Annotated in this window: 19 protein-coding genes and 1 pseudogene; 13 read left to right on the top strand and 7 right to left on the bottom strand. The window is 73.8% G+C overall.

Features of this window, described 5'->3' with window-relative positions:
• Positions 1–3: 3 nt before the first annotated feature.
• A complete protein-coding gene (locus ACZ4V6_RS06725) occupies positions 4–654 on the bottom strand; it encodes a phosphatase PAP2 family protein (RefSeq protein WP_467823206.1) in 651 nt (216 codons plus the stop codon).
• 174 nt (positions 655–828) lie between these two features.
• Here ACZ4V6_RS06725 and ACZ4V6_RS06720 point away from each other — a divergent pair, with 174 nt between their 5' ends.
• Complete coding sequence (locus ACZ4V6_RS06720; protein ID WP_467823204.1) at positions 829–1,668, top strand: hypothetical protein; 840 nt, start codon at positions 829–831, stop codon at positions 1,666–1,668.
• 15 nt (positions 1,669–1,683) lie between these two features.
• On the opposite strand, the gene disA is transcribed toward ACZ4V6_RS06720, so the two are convergent.
• Positions 1,684–2,808, bottom strand: coding sequence for a DNA integrity scanning diadenylate cyclase DisA (disA, locus tag ACZ4V6_RS06715; RefSeq protein ID WP_077799043.1), 1,125 nt, complete (start codon positions 2,806–2,808; stop codon positions 1,684–1,686).
• An 81-nt stretch (positions 2,809–2,889) separates the two neighbouring features.
• The gene (radA, locus tag ACZ4V6_RS06710; RefSeq protein WP_467823203.1) at positions 2,890–4,299 is read right to left on the bottom strand and encodes a DNA repair protein RadA; all 1,410 of its coding nucleotides are present in this window, start codon (positions 4,297–4,299) and stop codon (positions 2,890–2,892) included.
• 793 nt (positions 4,300–5,092) lie between these two features.
• On the opposite strand from radA, the gene ACZ4V6_RS06705 reads away from it, so the two are divergent.
• On the top strand, positions 5,093–6,895 hold the full coding sequence (locus ACZ4V6_RS06705) for a BACON domain-containing protein (RefSeq protein WP_467823201.1): 1,803 nt from the start codon (positions 5,093–5,095) through the stop codon (positions 6,893–6,895).
• A 69-nt stretch (positions 6,896–6,964) separates the two neighbouring features.
• On the opposite strand, the gene ACZ4V6_RS06700 is transcribed toward ACZ4V6_RS06705, so the two are convergent.
• Positions 6,965–7,771 (bottom strand): DUF3109 family protein, encoded by an 807-nt coding sequence (locus ACZ4V6_RS06700; protein ID WP_467824312.1) that lies wholly within the window; start codon positions 7,769–7,771, stop codon positions 6,965–6,967.
• Positions 7,772–7,920: 149 nt separating this feature from the next.
• On the opposite strand from ACZ4V6_RS06700, the gene ACZ4V6_RS06695 reads away from it, so the two are divergent.
• The 4 genes from ACZ4V6_RS06695 (at position 7,921) to ilvD (ending at position 12,464) form a co-directional block, all read left to right on the top strand.
• Positions 7,921–8,853, top strand: coding sequence for a Ppx/GppA family phosphatase (locus tag ACZ4V6_RS06695; protein ID WP_467823199.1), 933 nt, complete (start codon positions 7,921–7,923; stop codon positions 8,851–8,853).
• Between the two features lie 153 nt (positions 8,854–9,006).
• Positions 9,007–9,843 carry a sugar phosphate isomerase/epimerase family protein gene (locus ACZ4V6_RS06690; protein ID WP_467823196.1) on the top strand — a complete coding sequence of 279 codons (837 nt, stop codon included), beginning with the start codon at positions 9,007–9,009 and terminating at the stop codon, positions 9,841–9,843.
• Positions 9,840–10,475: a TetR/AcrR family transcriptional regulator gene (locus tag ACZ4V6_RS06685; protein WP_467823194.1), complete on the top strand. Its 636-nt coding sequence runs from the start codon at positions 9,840–9,842 to the stop codon at positions 10,473–10,475. The genes ACZ4V6_RS06690 and ACZ4V6_RS06685 overlap by 4 nt, the downstream gene beginning before the upstream one ends.
• A gap of 135 nt (positions 10,476–10,610) precedes the next feature.
• Positions 10,611–12,464: a dihydroxy-acid dehydratase gene (ilvD, locus tag ACZ4V6_RS06680; protein WP_467823193.1), complete on the top strand. Its 1,854-nt coding sequence runs from the start codon at positions 10,611–10,613 to the stop codon at positions 12,462–12,464.
• A 19-nt stretch (positions 12,465–12,483) separates the two neighbouring features.
• On the opposite strand, the gene ACZ4V6_RS06675 is transcribed toward ilvD, so the two are convergent.
• Positions 12,484–14,631, bottom strand: a complete 2,148-nt coding sequence (locus ACZ4V6_RS06675) for a serine/threonine-protein kinase (protein ID WP_467823191.1) — start codon at positions 14,629–14,631, stop codon at positions 12,484–12,486.
• Positions 14,632–14,827: 196 nt separating this feature from the next.
• On the opposite strand from ACZ4V6_RS06675, the gene ACZ4V6_RS06670 reads away from it, so the two are divergent.
• The 6 genes and pseudogenes from ACZ4V6_RS06670 (at position 14,828) to proC (ending at position 19,492) form a co-directional block, all read left to right on the top strand.
• Positions 14,828–15,157: an SH3 domain-containing protein gene (locus tag ACZ4V6_RS06670; RefSeq protein WP_467823189.1), complete on the top strand. Its 330-nt coding sequence runs from the start codon at positions 14,828–14,830 to the stop codon at positions 15,155–15,157.
• A 43-nt stretch (positions 15,158–15,200) separates the two neighbouring features.
• Positions 15,201–15,722 (top strand): EamA/RhaT family transporter, encoded by a 522-nt coding sequence (locus ACZ4V6_RS06665; RefSeq protein WP_467823186.1) that lies wholly within the window; start codon positions 15,201–15,203, stop codon positions 15,720–15,722.
• 339 nt (positions 15,723–16,061) lie between these two features.
• Positions 16,062–16,788 (top strand): annotated as a pseudogene (locus tag ACZ4V6_RS06660) (class I SAM-dependent methyltransferase).
• Positions 16,789–16,820: 32 nt separating this feature from the next.
• A complete protein-coding gene (locus ACZ4V6_RS06655) occupies positions 16,821–17,654 on the top strand; it encodes an ABC transporter ATP-binding protein (protein WP_467823184.1) in 834 nt (277 codons plus the stop codon).
• Entirely contained in the window at positions 17,651–18,445 is a 795-nt protein-coding gene (locus tag ACZ4V6_RS06650; RefSeq protein WP_467823182.1) for an ABC transporter permease, read from the top strand. Before ACZ4V6_RS06655 ends, ACZ4V6_RS06650 begins: the two co-directional genes overlap by 4 nt.
• Before the next feature lie 234 nt (positions 18,446–18,679).
• Complete coding sequence (gene proC, locus ACZ4V6_RS06645) at positions 18,680–19,492, top strand: pyrroline-5-carboxylate reductase (protein ID WP_467823180.1); 813 nt, start codon at positions 18,680–18,682, stop codon at positions 19,490–19,492.
• A 35-nt stretch (positions 19,493–19,527) separates the two neighbouring features.
• On the opposite strand, the gene ACZ4V6_RS06640 is transcribed toward proC, so the two are convergent.
• Positions 19,528–20,112 (bottom strand): cysteine hydrolase family protein, encoded by a 585-nt coding sequence (locus ACZ4V6_RS06640; RefSeq protein ID WP_467823179.1) that lies wholly within the window; start codon positions 20,110–20,112, stop codon positions 19,528–19,530.
• A 75-nt stretch (positions 20,113–20,187) separates the two neighbouring features.
• Between ACZ4V6_RS06640 and ACZ4V6_RS06635 the strand changes: the two genes are divergently transcribed.
• Complete coding sequence (locus ACZ4V6_RS06635) at positions 20,188–21,201, top strand: GlxA family transcriptional regulator (RefSeq protein ID WP_467823176.1); 1,014 nt, start codon at positions 20,188–20,190, stop codon at positions 21,199–21,201.
• Here the strand turns inward: ACZ4V6_RS06635 and trpS are convergent.
• Entirely contained in the window at positions 21,141–22,166 is a 1,026-nt protein-coding gene (gene trpS, locus ACZ4V6_RS06630; protein ID WP_467823173.1) for a tryptophan--tRNA ligase, read from the bottom strand. The two genes, ACZ4V6_RS06635 and trpS, sit on opposite strands and share 61 nt — an antisense overlap.
• Between the last annotated feature and the right edge of the window lie 524 nt (positions 22,167–22,690).

Here is a 22,690-nt window from a genome sequence, read left to right as displayed (position 1 = left end):
ACCTCACCGCCGCCGGTGCGCGGCGGCGTACGCCGCCGCGGGCGCGACGGCCGGACCCGGCCCGGCGAGCCACCGGGCGGCGGGCGCCGACGAGGCGCGCAGGGCGTCGGCCAGCCGTGTCGCCGGACGGGTGCCCAGCCGTACGGCGGCGACGGCGACGGTGGCGCCCAACAGCAGGCCGGCGGCGACGTCGTGCGGATAGTGGACGCCGACGAAGACGCGGGAGAAGGCCATCAGCAGGGCGAGGGGTGCCGTCAGCAGGACGAGCGCGCGCCGGACGAGGGCCAGGGCGACGGCCGCGGCACCCGCGATGGTGGCGTGGTTGCTGGGGAAGGACCAGTCGCCGCTCGCCGGGCATGCGGCCAGCGACGCGACCGCGCCGGTGACCGCCCGGCACGGACGCTCCTCGGTGACACCGGACTTGAGCAGTTCGCTGCACACGTACGCCACAGCCGTGGCCACGGGTGCAAGGACCGCGATCGCGAAGGACCGGGGGCTGTCGCGCCGCGACCGCCACCATCCGACGACGAAGAGCGCGGCGAACAGCAGCAGTCCGGCCTCCGTCCACACCTCCGCCGTGTGCTGTACCCATGCCGGGGTGTCGTGGGCGAAGCCGGTGATGTCGCGGTAGAGATCGTCGTCCTCAAAGGTCATGGTCACTGACCGTAGGCGATGGGGCGATCCGGTCACACCCTGCGATCGGCATGTGCGGCACCTGACGATCGGCAGGGGTACCGGGGCCTCTCCGGAATGATGATCCGGAAAAGTTGCGAGTCCGAGCGGCGGGTGGGACGAGGGAACGCGTCGATCTCTCGTACAGTTTGCGCCGTGGGATCTCTGCGCAATCCGGTCGGTCCGCTTCCCTCCTCCATCTACTGGCGACGGAGGGCTGTACTGCTGTCCGTGGTCGCCCTGTTGGCGTTGCTGGTCACGTGGGTCGTGGTCGTCGGCGGCGGGGGCGGCGGGAAGGACCACGAGGACGGCGCCGACGGCAAGCACCCCGCGCCGTCGATCACCCCCGGTCCCTCGGGTTCCGGGCCGGCGATCAGCCAGGCGCCGGGCGGACGGGACGAGTCGGGCGGCGGAAGCTCCGGCGGTTCGGGGTCGGGTTCCGGCGAGGGCGGCGGTTCCGGTGACGGGTCCGGGGCAGGCTCAGGGTCCGGTGAGGCCGGTGGGGACGGCTCCGGCGGATCGAGCGGCTCCGGTGGCGGCGGCCCGGCGACCGGGGTCGGCGCGGGCGACGCGCTGCCGGCCGGGTCGAGCCTGCCCGACTGCACCGCGAACGCGGTCGAGTTGAGCGTGCGCAGCGTCCGCAACTCCTACTCGCCCGGCCAGACGCCCACCTTCGAACTGACCGCCCGGAACACCTCCGGCAGCGACTGCAAGATCGACCTCGGTCCGAAGCGCGCGGTGTTGACGATCACTCCGGCGAGCGGCGACGACGCGTACTGGTCCTCCGACGACTGCCCCAAGGGCTCGGGGAGCCTCGCGTACCGGGTGGCCGCCGACAGCGGCATCACGTCCACCGTGAAGTGGGACCGCAAGCCGAGCGCCCCCGAGTGCGGGACGCCCCCGGCGGGTTCGGCCGGGGCGGGAACCTACCTGGTGGAGGTGAAGGCCGCGGGGTTCGAGAAGGCGCGGACGTCGTTCGTGCTCAAGGACGACTGACGCCGGCGCGGACGGTCAGACGTAGCGCTCCAGGATCGACGACTCCGCCAGCCGCGACAGCCCCTCCCGCACACTGCGCGCCCGCGCCTCGCCGACGCCGTCCACCGTCTGCAGGTCGTCCACGCTCGCGGCGAGCAGCTTCTGCAGCCCGCCGAAGTGCTCCACCAGCCGGTCGATGATCGCGCCGGGCAGCCGCGGCACCTTCGCCAGCAGCCGGAAGCCGCGCGGGGACACCGCCGAGTCCAGCGTCTCGGGCGATCCCGTGTACCCCAACGCCCGGGCCACCGTGGACAGTTCGAGCAGCTCGGCGTGGCTGAGCTTGTCCAGCTCGGCCAGCGCCTCGTCGACCGTGCGGGACCGCTTCGCGGTCGGCTCGGGCACGTAGTCCCGCACGACCAGCTCCCGCTCCGGCTCCACACCGGCGATCAACTCGTCCAGCTGGAGCGCCAGCAGCCGCCCGTCGGTGCCCAGCTCCACCACGTACTCGGCGATCTCGGTGGCGATGCGGCGCACCATCTCCAGCCGCTGGGAGACCGCGGAGACGTCCCGGACCGTCACCAGGTCCTCGATCTCCAGCGCCGACAGCGTGCCGGCGACCTCGTCGAGCCGCAGCTTGTACCGCTCCAGGGTCGCCAGCGCCTGATTGGCCCGGGACAGGATCGCGGCGGAATCCTCCAGGACCCGCCGCTGCCCGTCCACGTACAAGGCGATCAACCGCATCGACTGCGACACGGAGACGACGGGGAAACCGACCTGCTTGCTGACCCGGTCCGCCGTACGGTGCCGGGTGCCGGTCTCCTCGGTGGGGATCGTCGGGTCCGGCAGGAGCTGCACGCCCGCCCGGAGGATCTTCGACAGGTCCGAGGACAGCACGATGCCGCCGTCGAGCTTGCACAGCTCGCGCAGTCGGGTCGCGGTGAACTCCACGTCCAGCACGAAACCGCCGGTGCACATCGACTCGACGGTCTTGTCGGAGCCGAGCACGATCAGACCGCCGGTGTTGCCGCGAAGGACCCGCTCCAGGCCGTCACGCAGGAGCGTGCCGGGCGCCACGGCGCTCAGCGAGGCGCGCATCAGGCCATCGGCACCGGCACTCCCACCGGATTTTCCGGGAGCTGCTGCCCGGTCGTTGGCTGCCACTGCACTCCTCCGGTCGCAGGTTCTTCTGGCGCTGCCGTGTCGCACACTCGGTCGTACGGACGGGCGAGACCAGGGCAAAGTCTACCGGCGGTCCTCCTCCTCCCGTGGGGCCTCTCGCCGACGGGAACGCGGAAGGACCCGCAGGGCGTCCCCCATGTCCGCGACTTCCAGGACCTTCATGCCGTCAGGGACCCTGCCCGGGTCGGTCGGTACCAGGGCGTGCGTGAATCCCAGCCGGTGCGCCTCGGCGAGCCTGCGCTGCACGCCCGTGACCCGTCTCACCTCGCCGGCGAGGCCCACCTCACCGATCGCGACGAGGTTCTTGGGGAGCGGGGTGTCGCTGGCGGCCGACGCGAGGGCGAGCGCGATCGCGAGGTCGGCGGCCGGCTCGGACAGCTTCACCCCGCCCACCGTCGCGCTGTAGATGTCCCTCTTGCCCAACGCGCTGATCCGGCCCCGCTGCTCCAGCACGGCCAGCATCATCGACACCCGGGACGTCTCCAGGCCGGACGTGGTGCGCCGCGGGGACGGGATCTGCGAGTCGACGGTGAGCGCCTGCACCTCGGCCACCAGCGGCCGGCGCCCCTCCAGGGTGACGGTCAGACAGGTACCGGGCACGGGCTCGGCACGACGGGTGAGGAACAGCCCGCTGGGGTCGGCGAGCCCGGTGATCCCCTCGTCGTGCAGCTCGAAGCAGCCGACCTCGTCCGTCGTCCCGTACCGGTTCTTGACGCCGCGCACCAGCCGCAGCCGCGCGTGCCGGTCGCCCTCGAAGTGCAGCACGACGTCCACGAGGTGCTCCAGCAGCCGGGGCCCGGCGATGGCGCCGTCCTTGGTGACGTGGCCCACGAGCAGCGTGGACATGCCGCGCTCCTTGGAGGCACGGATGAGGGCGCCCGCCACCTCCCGCACCTGCGCCATGCCGCCGGGGGCGCCGTCGATCTCGGGGGAGGCCACCGTCTGCACGGAGTCGAGGATCAGCAGCGACGGCTTGACCGCGTCCAGGTGTCCCAGCACCGCCGCGAGGTCGGTCTCGGCGGCGAGATACAGGTGATCGTCGATGGCCTTGATCCGGTCGGCACGCAGCCGCACCTGGCTCGCCGACTCCTCACCGGTGATGTAGAGGGTCTTGTGCTCCTCGCTGGCCGACTTGGCCGCGACGTCGAGCAGGAGCGTGGACTTGCCGACGCCGGGCTCGCCCGCGACGAGCACCACGGCACCGGGCACCAGACCGCCGCCGAGCACCCGGTCGAGCTCGGGCACGCCGGTCGGCCGGGCGGTCGCCTGCCGGCCGTCGACCTGGCCGATGGGCAGCGCGGAGGTGGTGACGCGCCCCGGCGTCGTCGTACGGACCGCGGGCGCGCCGTACTCCTCGACCGTGCCCCAGGCCTGGCACTCGGGGCAGCGGCCGAGCCACTTGGCCGTCTGCCAGCCGCATTCGGTGCAGCGGTAGGACGGCCGGTCCTTGGTGGTCTTCGTACGGGCAGCCATGCGTGAACGGTAACCGCCGCCACTGACAACGCACGGCGGCCGGGTGTCCCGGGGCGCCCGGCGCGGGTGTGGACGCGGGGGTGGGTTCGCGCGGCCCTGCGCTGCCGGGGTGCCTCCCCCACTCTCGGCTTCGCTCGAGCGGGTGGACCCCCACCGCCCACCCGTGCCGCCCCTGGGGGTACCTCCCAGGCCGTTCAGGCACTGGGGGAGGCACGACTGCCCGCAGCTACGACGGCGGTGCATGGCGGCTGCCCGCAGCCGGGACGGCGGCGCACGGCGGCTGCCCGCAGCTGAGTGGGGACGGCGGGGGAGCCGCGTACGGCGGGAAGGGGACGTGTCGGGGGGTGTCCGCCCGCAGCGGTTGGCGCGTCAACGCCCCGTCTGTTGGTCAGTACCCGATTCCGCGCCGTTCCGAGGACGGACACCCCCCGGCGCGGCCCCGCCCCACAGACCACCGAAGGCGCTACGCGCACCCCCACCGGAGCCGCACAGGCGCCGCAGGCATCCGCGCACCCCACCACACCCGCACGGGCGCCGCAGGCACCCCGCACCCCCACCGAACCCGCACAGGCGCCGCAGGCATCCGCACCCCCCACCCACCCGCACGGGCGCCGCAGGCATCCGCGCACCCCCACCGGAGCCGCACAGGCGCCGCAGGCACCCCGCACCACCCCGAGCCGGCCACGGAACAACAGCCCCCTGTCCCCTTATGAGGGATCGTTTCACCCGTACGGATTAAAAGAGCCCAACGCGCCAGTTCGCGCCACCCATAGCCGCCTACGGTCGCCGAGTGATGAGGAGCAGTCCGGACACCACGGTACGTACGACCGGCACCCACCGGGCACACCGGGAGCATCGGGAAGCGCGTGACCGCGCGGCGGCGCGCACGCTGGCGCAGCGGTCGCCCACGCCCTACGAGGCGTACCTGGACGGCCTGTTCACCTACTGTCTGTCCGTCCTGTGCGACCACGACACCGCGACCGCCGCCCTGGGCGACGTCCTCGCGCTGGCCGAGCGCCGCGACCAGCGCGGTCCCCGGGGACACCGCGGCCCCGAGCCCGCGGACCGCAGGGCCTGGCTGTACGCGCTGGCCCGCTGGGCATGCCTGCGCAAACTGGCCGAGGCCAAGCAGAAACGTCCGGGTACCCACGCCGCGGGCCGCCCCACGGCGAACCGTCCGGGCCCCGGCCGGCCACGCCCGGCGCAGCAGTCCCAGCAGTCCCAGCAGTTCACACCCCCGCCACCGACCGGCGAGGAACAGGAGCGCCGCCGCCGCGAGCTCGCCCTGCTGGCCTGGCCGGAGGCCGCCGGCACCACCCCGGAGCAGCGCGAGGCCCTCGAGCTCGCCGTGCGCCACCACCTCGCCGCCCACGAGGTGGCCGCCGTGCTCGGCATGGACCTCGCCGCCACCCGGGAACTGCTCGCCGCGGCCGCCTGCGAGGTCGAACGCACCCGCGCGGCCCTCGCGGTCGTCGAGACCGGCGCCTGCCAGGGCGTGTCCCGCCTCACCGGCGAGAACCGTTACGTGCTCAGCGCCGCCCTGCGCCGCGAGCTGGTCCGGCACGTCGACGACTGCCCGCGCTGCCGCCGTGCGGCCGAGCGCGCGGTTCCGGGCCGCTGGCCCGGCACCAGCGTCACCCCCGCCGAGCTGCCGGTCCTGGAGGCCCCCCGCGCGGCGCTGCACGTCGCCATGGCGCACGGCCCGCGCGCGCGGAGCGCGGCGCCCCGCTTCGACCGGCGCGGCTTCCCGATGGACCCGAAGGACCGCGCGGCCCGCCGGGACCGCCTGCGCGCCCGTGCCGTCACGACCACCGTCGTCGCCACCGTCGTCGCGGCCCCCGTGCTGGCCCTGTGGGCGGCCTACCGCGGTACCCCGGTCGGCGAGGGCGAGGAGGGCCGCTCGGCCAGCGCCAGCGAGGCACAGGACCCCGACGGCTTGTACGGCGAGTCGGCGGGCGGCTACGGCCACGGCTACGAGAACGCCGGCAACGCGAGCAGCACGCCCGACACCCGCTTCGGCAAGGACGGCAAGGCCGACGTCTCCGTGGAGGTCGTCAGCGTCTCCGGCGCGGGCGGGAAGGGCGCCGGTCACCTCGCCGTGTCGGCGGGGAACGACGGCGACACCACACTGGTCACCCTGACCGCGTCCGGCGACGCACCGGTGCGCTGGTCCGCCTCCACCAGCGCCCCCTGGCTCTACCTGAGCCAGTCGTCGGGAACGCTCCACCCCGGCGAGACGCTGACGATCAAGGTGTACGTCGACCACCTGCGCGAACCGTCCGGCTCCTGGAGCGCCATGGTGGCCGTCTCGCCCGCCGGCGCCGTCGTGTCGATCCACGGCTACGGCACCGCGCCGACCCCGTCCCGCCCGGACCCGCGCCCCAGCGCGCCCGACGGCTCGCCGTCCCCGACCGACCCGGGCCCGGACCCGTCGCCGTCGACCACGGCGCCGCCCGGCCCCACGCCGACGGTCGACCCGACGCACACGCCGTCCGACCCGGACCCGACGCCCACCGAGCCGGCCCCGACCGGCGGAACGGACGGCTCGTCGCCCACGCCCGACGACGGCGGCACCCCGAGCCCCGTCACGTCGTAGCGTTTCCGCCCTCGCGGCCCCCTCCCAGCGGCCCGTCGCGCCGAGCCCCGTCGCGGCGCGCCCGTCGTCTCAGCGGGGGCCGGGGTCCGCCGGGTGGGGCGCCAGCAACGGCAGCTGCGACGCCAGCCGTGCCTCGCACAGCTCCACCAGCCGGTCGTAGCCCGCCTTGCCCATCAGCTCGATCAGCTCCGGCCGGTAGCTGACGTACACCGGGTCGCCCGCGCCGTGCGCCGAGGTCGCCGACGTGCACCACCAGTGCAGGTCGTGCCCGCCCGGACCCCAGCCGCGCCGGTCGTACTCCCCGATCGACACCTGCAGGACGCGGGTGTCGTCGGGCCGGTCGATCCACTCGTACGTCCGCCGCACCGGCAGCTGCCAGCACACGTCCGGCTTGGTCTCCAGCGGCTCCCTGCCCTCCCGCAGCGCGAGGATGTGCAGCGAGCAGCCCGCGCCGCCGGCGAAGCCGGGCCGGTTCTGGAAGATGCACGAGCCCTGGAAGGGGCGGGTCTGCCGGGAGCCCTCGTCGTCCTCGGAGACCCAGCCGTTCCGGGTGCCCTCGGCGTGGTGCTGCCAGATGTCCGGCGTGAGCCTCGCCACGTGCTCGGCGACCCGCCGCTCGTCGTCCTCGTCGGAGAAGTGGGCGCCCAGCGAGCAGCACCCGTCGTCCGCGCGGCCCGCCTGGATGCCCTGGCAGCCGCTGCCGAAGATGCAGTTCCAGCGAGAGGTCAGCCAGGTCAGATCGCAGCGGAAGACCTGCTCGTCGTCCGCCGGGTCCGGGAACTCCACCCACGCGCGCGCGAAGTCGAGACCCTTCTCGTCGCCGGACGCGGGAGCCGGCGCGGGAGCCGCCGGAGAGACCCCGATGACCCCGGCCACCTCGCTCGATCCGACCTTCTTGTCCCGCTTGTCCTTCTTGGGCGACTTTCCGTCCTTCGCCTTTTTCGTCTTTGGCACGGCTCCAGGGTAAGTCGCCCGGGCCCGATGACGGCACCGCTGTCCGCCCCGCCGGCAGTAGCGTTCCCCCCATGAGACTCGGTGTCCTCGACGTGGGTTCGAACACGGTGCATCTGCTGGTGGTGGACGCCCACCCCGGCGCGCGCCCGCTGCCCGCGCACTCGCACAAGGCGGAACTGCGCCTCGCCCAGCTCCTGGACGGCGACGGCGCCATCGGTCCCGAGGGCGTGGACCGGCTGGTCGGAGTCGTCCACGAGGCGCTCCAGGCCGCCGAGGACAAGGGCGTCGAGGACCTCCTGCCCTTCGCCACCTCCGCCGTGCGCGAGGCGCGCAACGCCGACCACGTCCTCGCGCGCGTCCGGGAGGAGACCGGGGTCGAGCTCACCGTGCTCAGCGGCACCGAGGAGGCCCGGCTCACCTTCCTCGCCGTCCGGCGCTGGTTCGGCTGGTCGGCGGGCAAGCTGCTGGTCCTCGACATCGGAGGCGGCTCCCTGGAGATCGCCTACGGCATCGACGAGGAGCCGGACGCCGCCGTGTCGCTGCCGCTCGGCGCGGGCCGGCTGACCGCCGCCTGGCTGCCCGGCGACCCGCCCGACCCGGACGACGTCCGGGCGCTGCGCCGCCACGTCCGTACGGAGATCGCCCGCACGGTCGGTGAGTTCAGCCGCTTCGGCGCCCCCGACCACGTGGTGGCCACCTCCAAGACCTTCAAGCAGCTGGCCCGCCTCACGGGCGCCGCGCGTTCCGCCGAGGGCCTCTACGTCCAGCGCGAGCTGAAGCGGGCGTCCCTGGAGTCCTGGGTGCCCCGGCTGGGCGCCATGTCGACCACCGAGCGCGCCGAGCTCCCGGGCGTCTCCGAGGGCCGCGCGGCCCAGCTCCTGGCCGGTGCCCTGGTCGCCGAGGCGGCGATGGACCTCTTCCACGTGGAGAACCTGGAGATCTGTCCCTGGGCCCTGCGGGAGGGCGTGATCCTGCGCCGCCTGGACCACATGGGCCAGGGCTGACGGGCCCCGGGAGCGGCGCGAGGCCGTACCGGCGTGCGGCCCGGCCGCGTGCGCGAGCGGCCGCACCGCATCCCGCGCCTGGTCTATGGCGCTCACCACAACGGCGAACGGCCACCCCGCACCCACCCGACCGCACCCCGTAACCTGGCCCCCGTGGCAGAACCAAGGGACGTAGTCCGCATCCCGGACGCGAAGGTCGCCCTGTCGACGGCTTCCGTCTACCCGGAGTCGACGGCGACGGCCTTCGAGATCGCCGCGCGCCTCGGCTACGACGGCGTCGAGGTCATGGTGTGGACCGATCCGGTCAGTCAGGACATCGAGGCCCTGCGGCGGCTCAGCGACTACCACCGGATGCCGGTCCTGGCCGTGCACGCGCCCTGCCTGCTCATCACCCAGCGGGTGTGGTCCACCGACCCCTGGACCAAGCTCCAGCGCGCCCGGGACGCCGCCGAGAAGCTGGGCGCGAGCACCGTCGTCGTGCACCCGCCGTTCCGCTGGCAGCGCCAGTACGCCCGGGACTTCGTCAGCGGCGTGTGGCGGATGGCGAACGAGACGGACGTGCGGTTCGCCGTCGAGAACATGTACCCCTGGCGCTACCGGGACCGCGAGATGCTCGCCTACGCGCCCGACTGGGACGTGACGAAGGAGGACTACCGTCACTTCACGGTCGATCTCAGCCACACCGCCACGGCCCGCACCGACGCCCTCGGCATGATCGAGCGCATGGGCGACCGCCTCGGCCACGTCCACCTCGCGGACGGCAGGGGCTCCGCCAAGGACGAGCACCTCGTCCCCGGCCGCGGCGACCAGCCCTGTGCCGAGGTGCTGGAGGGCCTGGCGCGCACCGGTTTCGACGGCCACGTCGTCATCGAGGTCAACACCCGTCGCGCCATGTCCAGCGCCGAACGCGAGGCCGACCTCGCCGAGGCGCTGGCCTTCACGCGCCTGCACCTGGCGTCGGCCTCGGCGGCGGGGTCGCCCCGGCCGTGAGCGACGCCACCGAGGGGGCCCCGGGCGCCTCCGCCGCCCCCGCCCGCCGCCGCGGCCGCCCCCCGCGCACCGAGTCCGCCGGGACCCGCGACCGCATCCTCGCCGCGGCCCGCGAGGAGTTCTCCGAACGGGGCTACGAGAAGACCTCCGTGCGGGGCATCGCCAAGGCGGCGGGCGTGGACTCCGCACTCGTGCACCACTACTTCGGCACCAAGGAACAGGTCTTCGAGGCGGCGATCGAGGTCGCCTTCGCGCCCGCCCTCAAGGCCCCCGAGGCGATCGGCGACGGCCCGCCCGACGCGGTCGGCGAGCGCCTGACCCGCTTCGTCCTGGGCCTCTGGGAGGACCCCGGCACCCGTGCGCCGCTGCTGGCCATCGTCCGCTCGGCCGTCGACAACGACACCGCCGCCGCCGTCTTCCGCCGCCTGCTCGCCGCCCAGCTGCTGCGCCGCATCGCCGCCCAGTTCGACCTGCCGGACGCCGAGCTGCGCGCCGAGCTGGCGGCGGCGCAGCTGGTGGGGTGCGCGATGCTCCGGTACGTGATCAAGGTGGAGCCGCTGGCGTCGGCGGACCCCGAGCGGATCATCGCGCGGCTGGCACCGGTCGTGCAGGGTCATCTCACCGGCCCCTGAGGCTCCCCGGCGGCGAGACCGACATCCCGTATTCCGGACACCTTGTCCCGATCCCTGGATGACGGGCGTACGCTCGTCGGCAGTCAGAAAACTGCCGGCGCTTCCTGGCAGAACTCTCCGAAGGAGCGAGCGACGATGCCCGAGCTGAGGTCCCGCACAGTCACCCACGGCCGCAACATGGCGGGCGCCCGCGCCCTTATGCGTGCCTCCGGTGTACCCGGCGCGGACATCGGGCGGAAGCCGATCATCGCGGTCGCCAACAGCTTCACGGAGTTCGTGCCGGGCCACACGCACCTCGCCCCGGTCGGCCGGATCGTCAGCGAGGCGGTCGTCGCGGCCGGCGGCATCCCGCGCGAGTTCAACACGATCGCCGTCGACGACGGCATCGCCATGGGGCACGGCGGCATGCTCTACTCCCTGCCCTCCCGCGACCTGATCGCGGACAGCGTGGAGTACATGGTCGAGGCCCACTGCGCCGACGCCCTGATCTGCATCTCCAACTGCGACAAGATCACCCCGGGCATGCTCAACGCCGCCCTGCGGCTGAACATCCCGACGGTCTTCGTCTCCGGCGGCCCGATGGAGTCCGGCCGCGCCACCCTGGTCGACGGCACGGTCCGCACGCTCGACCTGGTCGACGCGATGTCCGACGCGGTGAACGACAAGATCTCCGACGAGGACATGCTCCGCATCGAGGAGAGCGCCTGCCCGACCTGCGGCTCCTGTTCCGGCATGTTCACCGCCAACTCGATGAACTGCCTGACCGAGGCCATCGGCCTGTCCCTGCCCGGCAACGGCTCGGTGCTCGCCACCCACACCGCGCGCAGGCAGCTGTACGTCGACGCCGCGCGCACCGTGATGGACCTGGTCCACCGCTACTACGAGCAGGACGACGACTCGGTCCTGCCGCGCGGCATCGCGACCTTCCAGGCGTTCGAGAACGCCATGGCCCTCGACATCGCGATGGGCGGCTCCACCAACACGATCCTGCACCTGCTGGCCGCCGCCCAGGAGGCCGGCGTGCCCTTCGGCCTGGAGCAGATCGACGCCGTCTCCCGCCGGGTGCCGTGCCTGGCGAAGGTCGCGCCGAACGTCGCCAAGGACCGCACGTACTACATGGAGGACGTGCACCGCGCCGGCGGCATCCCCGCCCTCCTCGGCGAGCTGCACCGCGCCGGCCTGCTCAACGAGGACGTGCACTCGGTGCACAGCCCGTCCCTGGCCGACTGGCTCAAGACGTGGGACGTGCGCGGCGGCTCCCCGTCCCCCGAGGCCGTCGAGCTGTGGCACGCCGCGCCCGGCTGCGTGCGCTCCGCCGAGGCCTTCTCCCAGTCCGAGCGCTGGGAGGCGCTGGACACCGACGCCGAGGGCGGCTGCATCCGCTCCGCCGAGCACGCCTACTCCGAGGACGGCGGCCTCGCGGTCCTCAAGGGCAACCTCGCCGTCGACGGCTGCGTCGTGAAGACCGCCGGCGTCGACGAGTCGATCTGGACCTTCGAGGGCCCCGCGGTGGTCTGCGAGTCGCAGGAGGAGGCCGTCCAGAAGATCCTCACCCAGCAGGTCGAGGAGGGCGACGTCGTCGTCATCCGCTACGAGGGCCCCAAGGGCGGCCCCGGCATGCAGGAGATGCTCTACCCGACCTCGTACCTGAAGGGCCGGGGCCTGGGCAAGGTGTGCGCGCTGGTCACCGACGGCCGGTTCTCCGGCGGCACGTCGGGCCTGTCCATCGGCCACGCCTCGCCCGAGGCGGCCTCCGGCGGCACCATCGCCCTGGTCGAGGACGGCGACCGCATCCGCATCGACATCCCGAACCGCTCCATCGAGCTGCTGGTCGACGACGCCGAGCTGGCCCGCCGCGAGCAGGCCCTGAACGGCGTGTACGCCCCGAAGAACCGCGAGCGCAAGGTCTCCGCGGCGCTGAAGGCGTACGCCGCGATGGCGACGAGCGCCGACAAGGGCGCCGTGCGTGACGTGAGCAAGCTGGGCTGACCGGCCCCCGGGGACCCGGCTACCAGGCGGCCGGGTCCCGCCCGTCGACGCCGAACACGGTCCCGTCCGGCGCACCGGCGTAGACGTGCCCGTCCGCGAGCACCGGCACGTGCAGCGTGGCGGGCACCCGGTCGGAGTCGGCGCCGAACCGCGGCGGCGTCTGCCCGAGGAGCCTCCCCGTGCGGGCGTCGACACCGAGGAGGCGCCCGTCGGGGACGGTGACGTACACGTGCCGTCCGTCGGAGGAGGGCGCCGAGCCCCGGCTCACCCCCGTCTCCAGCCGCCACCGCTGCCTGCCGGACGCCATGTCGACGGCCACCAGCGAGCCGCCCGCGCCCATGAGGTACACGGTGTCCCCGCGCACCCCGGCCTGCGCCTCGGCGACCGGGATGTCCAGCTCCACCCGGCGGACCGACCGGGTCCTCGGCGTGTAGCGCAGGACGGCGGTCGCGTCGCCGTGGACCGCGCCGTCGGCCAGGAAGTACACGGAGCCGTCCGCCATGCCCGCCGGTGTCAGCGCCCCCTCCAGGTCGGCGTCCCACCGCACGTCGCCCGTCCCCGGGTCCACCGCGGTCACGCGGGTGCGGGACCCGTCGTCCGACACGCTCGCCGCGTACGCCGTCGGATCCCCGGCGAACGAGGTGAAGTACGGCACGGCCTGCCCGGGGACGCGGCGGGACCACGCGATCTCGCCCGAGGCGCCGTCCACGCCGGTGACCCGTCCGTCGGAGGCGGTGAGCAGGAGCATGCCGCCCGCGCACCGCTGGCCGTCGTGGTCGGGCATCCCCTCGTGCCACCTCACCTCGCCGGTGGCGGGATCGAGTGCCTCCAGGTCGCCGATCAGGCCGATGGAGGGCTGCACGAGGCCGCCCGCCACGACCGGTGGTTCGCTCCGCGTCGCCTCCGTGACGTCGTGGCGCCACAGGGTGCGGCCGTCGGCCGGATCGAGGGCGAAGACCTCCCCGGGCCGCCCGCACACCAGCCTGCCCGCGCCGTACGAGCACTGCGGCACACCACTGTGCGGGGCCGGCTCCGTCTCCCACGCGCCGAAGCCCGACGCGTCCCGCGCGACGGCGGTCTGCCGCGGCGGCTCGGACCCGCCGGACCACTGGAGCGAGGCGAGCCCGCCGAGCACGGCGAGGCACAGCACCCCCGCGACCAGCACCGTGCGCCGCCCGAGCCGGCGCACGGGGCGCGCGGCGGCCCCGTCCGACGGAGGCTCCTCAGCGCGAGCCCCCTCGGCCCGGGCCTGCTCCGCCGGGGTCTGCTCCGCCGGGGGCCGCGGCGGTTCGTCCGCCGCGGCCCGCGCCGCCGGCATGAACGACTGCGTGTCGTACAGCGCCGCCACGGACCGCAGCTCCCGCATCAGCTCGTCCGGCGTGGGCCGGTCGTCCGGCTCCTTGGCCAGGCACCGCAGCACCAGCGGCGCGAGCGTCTCCGGCACGCCCGTCAGGTCGGGCTCGTCGTGCACGACCTGGTAGGCGACGACGTACGGGCTGTCCGAGTCGAAGGGCCCGCGGCCGGTCGCCGCGTGCACCATCAGCGACCCGAGGGCGAAGACGTCGGCCGCCGGGCCGACCTCCCGGGGCCGCCGGAACTGCTCGGGCGCCATGAACGGCGGCGTCCCGATCAGCTTCCCGGTCTCGGTCCGCAGTTCGCTGTCCTTCGGCCGGGAGATCCCGAAGTCGATGACCTTCGGACCGTCCTCGGCGAGCAGCACGTTGCTCGGTTTCAGGTCCCGGTGCACCACCCCGACCCGGTGGATGTCCCGCAGCGCCTCCGCGAGCCCGGCCATCAGCCGGCGCAACTGGGCCGGGTCCATGGGCCCGTTCCGTTTCACCTGCTCCGAGAGGGTCGGCCCGGGGATGAACAGGGTGGCCATCCAGGGCCGCACGGCCTCCGGGTCGGCGTCGACGACCGGCGCGGTGAAGGCACCGCTCACCCGTCGCGCCGCGGCCACCTCCTGCCGGAACCTCCCCCGGAACTCCGGGTCCTCGGCGTAGCGGGCGTGGACGACCTTCACCGCCAGCTTCATCCCGGAGGTGCTGCGGGCCACGTGCACGATGCCCATACCGCCCGAGCCGAGGCAGGACTCCAGCCGGTAGTGACCGGCATATTCCGGAAGTTCCGCTTCCGCGCCCGCTCCGTCGTTCTCCCGTGGCGCCATGGGACCACCCCCGTGCTGTTCCGCTGCGCGCGCGACGTCTCGGAGCCTAGTCGATGAGACGTGCGGGGCCGCGGCGGCTTGCTAACCTCCGCGTGCGCGTCGCGAACGTGTGTGCGACGGCTTGTTCCTGACGGAACGTTCCAAGGCGATCGACGGCACCCCGCCGCACGCGTGGGGTGCGACGGGGGAGGACATCATGACCATCGGCCATGCCGGCCGTGCCGGCCGTCCGGAAGCGACCGACGGCGACACGGGAACGGTGACGGCGACCGCGGCGGCCGTCACGTACTACCCGGTCGCCCCGGGCGTGCGCCTCAACGTCCGCAGCGGACCCGGCACCGGCTACGGCATCGTGCGGGTCCTCGCGGAGGGGGCCCGCGTCCCGGTCTACTGCCAGACGGCGGGGACGACGGTGACGGGCCCGTACGGCACGAGCGCCATCTGGGACAACGTCGGCGGCGGATACGTCTCCGACACGTACGTGCGCACCGGCAGCGACGGCTACGTCGCGTCCCGCTGCTCCTGAGCCCGCCCGGGGCCCGCGGCACGCCCGGCGCCATAATCGTTCCGTGAGCGCAGAGAACGGCACGAACGGCAACCCGGACACCCCCGCGGGCTCCACGCCCCCTGCCGGTCCCCGCCCCGAACCCCTCCGGTTCTTCGGCACCACCTGGGTGGACCACGACAACGGCTACGCCGTCCGCCGGGCCGGCCTGGCCGTCGGCTCCCTCGCCGCGGCGGCCGCCGCCTGCTTCGTCCTCCGCATCGCCTACGAGGGCCTCCAGATCGCCGACACCGGCGGTTTCGTCTCGCTGCTGATGGTCGTGATGTTCGCGGTCTGCAGCGCCCTGGCCTTCCGGCACACCTGGTCCGGCTTCACCAGCCGCCCCGACCCCGACCGCCAGTCCTCCCTGCGGGGCCTGCTCACCATCGGCTTCGTCGGCACGCTCCTCGCCTACTTCCTCCGCACCTTCACCGAGGCCCCGGGCGAGACGCTCCACCGCGCCGAGTACGACAGGGCCCGCGAGGAGTACGAGAAGCGCACCACCCGCCGCTCGCGCAACCCGTCGAAGAAGCGCCGCCGCTCCTAGGGTCGGTCGTCCGGATCGTGCCGGGGGCGCGGGGGCCGGCGCGCGTCCGCGGCGTCGTCGTCGGCCGCAGGGCACCGCCGCCCGGAGCCGGCCCGGTCCTGACGGCACCCCCCGGCCCTCCCGGTGAGCCGCGCGAACGGGCCGGCTCCCGTCCCGCCCACCCGGCTCGTCCGCGCCGGTCCCGGGCACGGCCCGGCGGAGCGCCCCGCGCGAAAGGGTCCCCTGCGGAAAAGGCCCCTGCGGAAAGGTCCCCTGCGGAAAAGGCCCCTGGGGAAAGGCCTCCGCGCCCCGCGGTCACCCGGCCACCCTGGCCGTAGGACGACACCGGGGGGCGACTCGCTGACCAGCCACGCCGCCCACCGCCCCTCCCACCCGTCCGCCCTCTTCGAGGCGATCGAGGAACTGTCCGGCCGGCCCCTGGCCGGCTCCCGCGTCGCGGACGTCGGCGCCGGCACGGGCATCGCCACCGCCCGCCTGCGCGAGCACGGCGCCGACGTGATCGCCGTCGAACCCGGCGGGGGCATGGCGGCCGAGTTCCGTCGCGGCCTCCCCGACGTGCCGGTGGTCCGCGGCGACGGCAACGCCCTCCCCCTCGCCGGCCACCACGTCGACCTCCTCACCTACGCCCGGGCCCGGCACTGGACCGACCCCGCCCGAGCGGTGCCGGAGGCGCTGCGCGTGCTGCGCCCGGGCGGAGCGCTCGCGCTGTGGTGGAACACCGGCGCCCCCCGACGTGCCGTGGGTCGCCGAGGCGGCCGAACGCACGGCGCGGCATTTCGGCCTGGACGTCTCCGCCGAGAAGCGGAACACCGGCGCCCGCGTCGCCGACCCCTCCGGCCGCATGGCCTTCACCCGTCGCGAGCTCCGCTGGAGCCGCCGCGTCCCGCTGGACGCGCACCTGGCCGACATCGCCGGCCACTCGGTCTTCCTGACCCACGGCGAGGAACACGGCGCGGTCTTCCTGGCCGAGGAGCGGGAGCACCTCCTGGCCGCCTTCCCGGACGGGCTCGCCGAGGAGACGTACGACGTCGTCCTGCTGCTCGCCAGGACCCCGGCGACTGCTTGACGCGCCGGGAGGGCGGGAGCATTATTCATCACATGATGAATTACTCGCCCCGCCCTCCCGACGACCGGACACCCCCACCCGACGCCGCCCCCGACCGGGCGGCCACCCCCGCAGTCCACGCCGAGAACCTCACCGTCGTCCGCGGCACCCGCACCGTCCTGCGCGGCCTCGGCTTCACCGTCCCCCGCGGCCGGATCACCGGCCTCCTCGGCCCCTCCGGCTGCGGCAAGACCACCCTCATGCGCGCGATCGCCGGCACCCAGGCCAAGGTCACCGGCACCCTGGACGTCCTCGGCCGCCCCGCCGGCCACCCCGCCCTGCGCACCCGCATCGGCTACGTCACCCAGGCCCCGTCCGTCTTCGACGACCTCACCGTCCGCCAGAACCTCGACTACTTCGCCGCGATACTCGACCCCGGCCGCGCATCCTCCGCCCGCCGCCGCGAGAACGTCACCCGGGCCATCGCCGACGTCGACCTCACCGGCCACGCCGGCGCCCTGGCCGGCAACCTCTCCGGCGGCCAGCGCAGCCGCGTCTCCCTCGCCGTCGCCCTCCTCGGCGCCCCCGAACTCCTCGTCCTCGACGAACCGACGGTCGGCCTCGACCCCGTACTCCGCCGCGACCTGTGGGCCCTCTTCCACTCCCTCGCCGCCGACCGCGGCACCACCCTCCTCGTCTCCTCCCACGTCATGGACGAGGCCGAGCGCTGCCACCGTCTCCTCCTGGTGCGCGAGGGCACGCTCCTCGCCGACGACACCCCCGACGCCCTGCGCACCCGCACCGACACCGGGACGGTCGAGGAGGCCTTCCTGCGCCTGGTGGACGAGGCGACGGCGGCGGCCCGCACGAAGGAGACCACGCGATGACCACCACGACCCCCACCACCGCGACCGCACTGCGCCCGGCCCCCACGCACCCCCTGAACCTCTCCCGCACCACCGCCACCGCCGCCCGCGTCCTGCGCCAACTCGCCCACGACCCCCGCACGATCGCGCTGCTGCTCCTGATCCCCTGCCTGATGCTGTTCCTGCTGCGCTACGTCTTCGACGGCAGCCCGCGCACCTTCGACGACATCGGCGCCTCCCTGCTCGGGATCTTCCCGCTGATCACGATGTTCCTGGTCACGTCCATCGCGACCCTGCGCGAGCGCACCTCCGGCACCCTCGAACGCCTCCTCGCCATGCCCCTGGGCAAGGGCGACCTCATCGCCGGCTACGCCCTCGCCTTCGGCGCCCTCGCGATCGTCCAGTCGGCCCTGGCGACGGGTCTGGCGGTCTGGTTCCTCGGCCTCGACGTGACCGGCAGCCCCTGGCTCCTCCTCCTCGTCGCCCTGCTCGACGCCCTCCTGGGCACCGCGCTCGGCCTCTTCGTCTCGGCCTTCGCGGCCTCGGAGTTCCAGGCGGTCCAGTTCATGCCGGCGGTGATCTTCCCCCAGCTCCTCCTCTGCGGCCTGTTCACCCCGCGCGACCGCATGCACCCGGCCCTGGAGGCCGTCTCCGACGCCCTGCCGATGTCCTACGCGGTCGACGGCATGAACGAGGTCCTGCGCCACACCGACATGACGGCCGCCTTCGTGCGGGACGCCCTGATCGTGGCCGGCTGCGCCCTCCTGGTCCTGGCCCTGGGCGCGGCGACCCTCAAACGCCGCACGGCATGACGGCCCGCCCCGGGGACGCCCCCTCCGGGGAGCTCGAGGACGGGGCTGTCCAGGCCGGGAGCGGGGGGCCGGAAGCGGCAGCCCCCGGGGAAGGGCAGGGAGGGGCGAGGAACCGTCGACGGCTCCCCGGGCGTCCCGCCACCTGGACGCGACGCCCGGCCCGCCCTCCCGGGTGCGAGGATGACGGCGACGGACGACACACCCCAGACAGGGCACCGGAGGGCACCGAAACCCATGACCCAGAAAGTCGCAGTCCTCGGCACCGGCAAGATCGGCGAAGCCCTGCTCAGCGGAATGATCGGAGCCGGCTGGGCGCCCGCCGACCTCCTGGTCACCGCCCGCCGCCCGGAACGGGCCGACGAGCTCCGCACCCGCCACGGAGTCACCCCGGTCACCAACGCCGAGGCCGCCAAGGCCGCCGACACCCTGATCCTCACGGTCAAGCCGCAGGACATGGGCACGCTCCTCGACGAACTCGCCCCGCACATCCCCGCCGACCGCCTGGTCATCAGCGGCGCCGCGGGCATCCCGACCTCCTTCTTCGAGGAACGCCTCGCCCCCGAAACCCCGGTCGTCCGCGTCATGACGAACACCCCGGCCCTCGTCGACGAGGCCATGTCCGTCATCTCGGCCGGCACCCACGCCACCGCCGCCCACCTCGCCCACGCCGAGGAGATCTTCGGCGCCGTCGGCAAGACCCTCCGCGTCCCGGAGAACCAGCAGGACGCCTGCACCGCCCTCTCCGGCTCGGGCCCGGCCTACTTCTTCTACCTGGTCGAAGCCATGACCGACGCCGGCATCCTCCTGGGCCTGCCCCGCGACAAGGCCCACGACCTGATCGTCCAGTCCGCGATCGGCGCGGCGAAGATGCTCCGCGACAGCGGCGAACACCCGGTCAAGCTCCGCGAGAACGTCACGTCCCCCGCCGGCACCACCATCAACGCCATCCGCGAACTCGAGAACCACGGCGTCCGCGCCGCCCTCATCGCCGCCCTGGAAGCCGCCCGCGACCGCAGCCGCGAACTGGCCTCCGGCACCAAGGACTGACCTTCCGCCGGCCCGGCGAGCCCCCGCACGGGGGCTCACTCCGCCGCGGCCACCACGTCCCCCGTCGTCACCACCCGGGCGAACCCGCCCCCGTGCAGCGACACCGCCGACGCACGCGCCAGCTCGTCCGCGCCCTGCCGCCAGCCGAAGGGCCCCTCCAGGTCGAAGGTGTACGTCGCGTCGAACGCGACCAGCACGTCGTACCCGAGGTTCCCGCCCATCCGCGCCGTCGTCTCGACGCACATGTTCGTCTGGATCCCGGCCAGCACCACCTGCGCGATCCCCTGCTCCCGGAGCCACGCCCCCAGGTCCGGCGTCCCGAGGAACGCCGAGTTCACGCTCTTCGTGATCAGCAGCTCGGCCCCGCCCCCCTTCCCGCGCCGCTGCTCCACGTACTCCTTGAAGTCGTTGCCGCCGTACCCCGTCCGCAACGGCGACCCCGGCTTGGCCGAGTCGTGCCGCACGAAGACCACCGGCCGGCCGGTCGACTGCCACACGTCGATGAGGGCGGCGATGTTGTCGTCCGCCGCCGGGTTGTTGCGCGTCCCCCAGAAGCCGAGCTCCTCGAAGCCCTTCTGCACGTCCACGACCACCAGCGCTGCGTTCTCTGCGATGTCCATGCCCACGATCGTGCCGCCGGACGGCCCCCCTCCCCAGAGGTACGGAAGTCAGCGATCGATGGTTTACTGCCACGCATGGCAGAGCACGCCACCGGGGCCTCCTACCGCGTCGCCCTCGTCGCCTTCCCCGGCATCCGGGCCTTCGACGTCTCCGTCATCACCGAGGTCTGGGGCACCGACCGCACCGACCGCGGCGCCCCCGCCTTCGACCTGCGCCGCGTCGCCGCCGACGGCACCACCGCCGTCCCGATGCGCGGCGGCCTCGCCCTCCACCCCGACCGCTCCCTCGACTGGCTGGACCACGCCGACCTCGTCGTGGTCCCCGGCCTCGACGACCACCTCACCCTGGCCCCGGCCCCGGTCCTCGGCGCCCTCCGCCGCGCCCACGCCCGCGGCACCACCGTCGCCGCCCTGTGCGGCGGCGCGTTCACCCTCGCCCAGGCGGGCCTGCTCGACGGCCGCCGCGCCATCACGCACTGGCGCCTGATCGACCTCCTGCGCACCCACCACCCCCGCGTCACCGTCGTCCCCGACGCCCTCTTCATCGAGGACGACAACCTCTGGACCGCGGCCGGCACCGCGGCCGGCATCGACCTCTGCCTCCACCTGGTCCGCCTGGCCCACGGCGCGGAGGCCGCCGCCACCATCGCCCGCTCGATGGTCACCGCCCCCTTCCGCACCGGCACCCAGGCCCAGTTCATCGAGCACCCCACCCCGCGCACCGACCGCGACGCCGACACCCTCGCCGCCGTCCGCGAGCACGCCCTGCGCCACCTTCACGAGCCCCTGACCGTCGCCGCCCTGGCCGCCCGCGCCGGCATGTCACCCCGCTCCTTCGCCCGTCACTTCACGGCGGCCACCAGCACCACCCCGCTGCGCTGGCTCCTCGACCAGCGCATCGCCGCCGCTCAGAAACTCCTGGAGCGCACCGACCTCCCCATGCCCGAGGTCGCTCGCCGGTCGGGCTTCGGCAGCGAGGTCACGATGCGCCAGCACTTCGCATCGCGCCTCGCCACCAGCCCCCGCGCCTACCGGGCCGCGTTCACCACCGTGTCCGGCACCGGCGGCAGCAGCCCGATCGCGCGATAAGCGGCATCCACGGTCGGCCGGGCCATCGCCCGCGCCTTCTCCGCACCGACCCGCAGCACGCCCTCCACGTAACCGGGATCCGCACACAGCTCCCGGTGCCGCTTCCGCAAGGGCCGCAACGCCTCCACCACGGCCTCCGCGACGTCCTTCTTCAGCGCGCCGTAGGAGTCGTACGCCCTGGCCAGCCCGGCCGGCTCCCCACCCGTGCACGCGGCGAGGATCTCCAGCAGGTTCGCGAGCCCCGGCCGCGCCTCCCGGTCGTACACGACCTCGCGCCCGCTGTCGGTCACGGCCCGCATGACCTTCTTCCGCACCACGTCCGGCTCGTCCAGCACGTAGACGATCCCCGGCCCGACGTCGTCGCTCTTCCCCATCTTCGACGCCGGCTCCTGCAGGTTCATCACGCGCGCCGCCACCGCCGGATTCGTGGCCCTGGGCACCACGAACGTGTGCCCGTAGCGCTGGTTGAACCGCACCGCGAGGTCCCGGGCCAGCTCCACGTGCTGCGTCTGGTCCTCCCCGACCGGCACCTCGTCCGTCCCGTACGCCAGGATGTCGGCCGCCATCAGCACGGGATACGTCAGCAGCGACAGCCGCACGCTCCCGCCCCGCTCACGCTCCCGCGCGGCCTTCTCCTTGTACTGGATCATCCGGCGCATCTCACCGTCCGTGGCCACGCACTCCAGTACGTACGACAGCCGCGCGTGTTCGTCCACATGACTCTGGACGAACACGGTGCACACCTCCGGATCCAGCCCCGCCGCCAGCAGCAGCGAGGCCGCCTGCCTGCTCAGCCGGCGCACCCGCGCCGGATCGTGGTCCACGGTCAGCGCGTGCAGATCGACGACGCAGAACAGCGCGTCGGACCGGTGCTGATCCACCGCGGCCCACTGCCGCATGGCTCCCAGGTAGTTCCCCAGCGTCAGATGCCCGGTCGGCTTGACCCCACTGAAGACCCGCGTCATTTCTCCACCTCCTGGTCAGGACCGCCGCCACCGTCGGCCGCCCCTCCTGGAGGGAGATACGAGAACGGCCGCCGAAGCGGCGGCCGTCGAGTGCATACGTGAGTGCGGCCGCCGTCAGGCGGCCCACCAGAACTGGGTGCACGTACGCGTCATCACGCCCCCCAAGCTACGCCCCGGGCGGACGTCTCGCCACGGAGTTGACACGGCATGTCCCCGTCCGTACTGTTCTCCGAGTTGTCCGACGTGAGAGCCGACTCCGGTCGGTCCCCGGGCAGCGATTCCGCGAGCACCAACCACTCCTCGACGAACAGTCGCGTTGTCGACGTCGTCATGGCATTGGCGCGCGTATTCGCGGAATAGAGGAATCCACGTTCGAAAGGACGCGGCCCCCGATTAGCTCGGGAGTCGGGAATCCGCTAGAGTCTCACTCGTCGGAACGGCCCAACAGCCGGGAAGACAACCCCCTCTGACGGGGAATCAGGGCCCGAAAGGATCTGATAGAGTCGGAACCGCCGGAAAGGGAA

Source organism: Streptomyces sp. NPDC029152, assembly GCF_055564355.1.
The sequence above is the reverse complement of the archived record's forward strand: the minus strand, read 5'-3'. Positions and strand labels throughout refer to the sequence as shown.

Coding starts and splice junctions, on each gene's coding strand:
- ACZ4V6_RS06725 (WP_467823206.1), bottom strand. CDS start 654: ATGACCTTTGAGGACGACGATCTCTACCGCGACATCACCGGCTTCGCC.
- radA (WP_467823203.1), bottom strand. CDS start 4,299: ATGGCTGCCCGTACGAAGACCACCAAGGACCGGCCGTCCTACCGCTGC.
- ACZ4V6_RS06705 (WP_467823201.1), top strand. CDS start 5,093: ATGAGGAGCAGTCCGGACACCACGGTACGTACGACCGGCACCCACCGG.
- ACZ4V6_RS06695 (WP_467823199.1), top strand. CDS start 7,921: ATGAGACTCGGTGTCCTCGACGTGGGTTCGAACACGGTGCATCTGCTG.
- ilvD (WP_467823193.1), top strand. CDS start 10,611: ATGCCCGAGCTGAGGTCCCGCACAGTCACCCACGGCCGCAACATGGCG.
- ACZ4V6_RS06675 (WP_467823191.1), bottom strand. CDS start 14,631: ATGGCGCCACGGGAGAACGACGGAGCGGGCGCGGAAGCGGAACTTCCG.
- ACZ4V6_RS06670 (WP_467823189.1), top strand. CDS start 14,828: ATGACCATCGGCCATGCCGGCCGTGCCGGCCGTCCGGAAGCGACCGAC.
- ACZ4V6_RS06655 (WP_467823184.1), top strand. CDS start 16,821: ATGATGAATTACTCGCCCCGCCCTCCCGACGACCGGACACCCCCACCC.
- ACZ4V6_RS06650 (WP_467823182.1), top strand. CDS start 17,651: ATGACCACCACGACCCCCACCACCGCGACCGCACTGCGCCCGGCCCCC.
- proC (WP_467823180.1), top strand. CDS start 18,680: ATGACCCAGAAAGTCGCAGTCCTCGGCACCGGCAAGATCGGCGAAGCC.
- ACZ4V6_RS06640 (WP_467823179.1), bottom strand. CDS start 20,112: ATGGACATCGCAGAGAACGCAGCGCTGGTGGTCGTGGACGTGCAGAAG.
- ACZ4V6_RS06635 (WP_467823176.1), top strand. CDS start 20,188: ATGGCAGAGCACGCCACCGGGGCCTCCTACCGCGTCGCCCTCGTCGCC.
- trpS (WP_467823173.1), bottom strand. CDS start 22,166: ATGACGCGGGTCTTCAGTGGGGTCAAGCCGACCGGGCATCTGACGCTG.